The organism is Methylomonas rosea (assembly GCF_024505055.1).
Classification (GTDB): domain Bacteria; phylum Pseudomonadota; class Gammaproteobacteria; order Methylococcales; family Methylomonadaceae; genus Methylomonas; species Methylomonas rosea.
Genome location: NZ_JANIBL010000146.1, coordinates 1 through 1,240, shown reverse-complemented (window position 1 = coordinate 1,240; position 1,240 = coordinate 1). Strand labels below are relative to the sequence as shown.

The following is a 1,240-nucleotide window of genomic DNA, read 5'->3' as shown; positions in this document are numbered from 1 at the left end:
AGGTATTGGATCTGTATTCACGCAAAATTGTCGGTTGGGCCATGGCACCCAATATGCCGGCGGAGTTGGTCTGTACCGCTTTGCAGATTGCCATTGCCCAGCGGCAACCGCCACCGGGTCTGATCGTGCATTCTGATCGTGGCAGCCAGTACGCCAGTCACGAGTACCGGGAGTTACTGACGCGCCATGACTTCCAAGGCAGCATGAGTCGCAAGGGCAACTGTTGGGACAATGCGGTCATGGAGCGATTCTTTCTCAATCTGAAAATGGAGCGAGTCTGGCGCCGCCAGTATGCCAACCACAGCGAGGCCATTCGCGACGTGACTGACTACATGGTCAATTTCTACAACAGTCGGCGCTTGCATTCGTCATTGGGTTACCTGCCGCCCAATGACTATGAAATGAAAATGGCAGAACAGCAACCTAATTGTGTGTCCGAAAAAAGTTGACCACTACAGACAGACCGGTTTGGGTCGTCACAAGACGACCAAGCGCGTTCCGAATAAGCCCAGTGACAACCACCTCACTAGCATTCGTTTCAAAAACTTAATCCTTGCCATCACCAGGCTATATACCCCAAGCAACATACAGCCCACGGCAAAGGTGAAAATTCCAACGATAGACACGAACACCGAAATCGCAGGGCCTAACGCATAAACCGCTGCACCAACGAAGATCAATGCCGCCGCGGGTTTGGGATAGATCGTCGAACGATACAGCGACAGGCAAAACAACACGATACCGATCAATATCGTCGCCGAAGCCAAAATTCGAAATATCAAAACCGCCGGATCGTTTTTGATGACGGCGTCTCGTAACAGGAAGGCAGTTTCCGGATACCGGGCGATGACGGGATAGAGAAATAACTCCCAAGTCACCTTGCAAGCCTGTAACAAATAAGCCGCCTCGATGAATAAAAAGCCGACGGCGCCCTGCAAACCGGCCGTGGCACGCATTTTTGCATAAACGGCGTAGAACCCAACCAGCAACGCTAAAACGCCGGCGAAGGCCACCAGGGCTAGAGGCACCCAACCGGGGCTGCGCACGACCTCTGCATAGTCGAAGGTCCCGTCCCTAACGGTAACAAGATCGGGAATAAGACCGCGTAGGCGCTGAGCAGCAATGCTCCCGCGATGATGGCGAGGCCGCCGAGTTTTTCGAAAATGTGCATGTTGTGTTTGCTTAACCCAAATAATCCATTAGCCATTTTTCCGGGTTATGCCGAGGCGCAGACAGAGCT

Annotated in this window: 2 protein-coding genes; one reads left to right on the top strand and one right to left on the bottom strand. The window is 52.8% G+C overall.

The features are described from left to right. The coding region (locus NP589_RS21530) for an IS3 family transposase (protein ID WP_256608805.1) at window positions 1–449 on the top strand (449 nt) is incomplete at its 5' end. Between the two features lie 27 nt (window positions 450–476). On the opposite strand, the gene NP589_RS21525 is transcribed toward NP589_RS21530, so the two are convergent. Then, window positions 477–1,046, bottom strand: coding sequence for a hypothetical protein (locus NP589_RS21525; RefSeq protein ID WP_256608804.1), 570 nt, complete (start codon window positions 1,044–1,046; stop codon window positions 477–479). Between the last annotated feature and the right edge of the window lie 194 nt (window positions 1,047–1,240).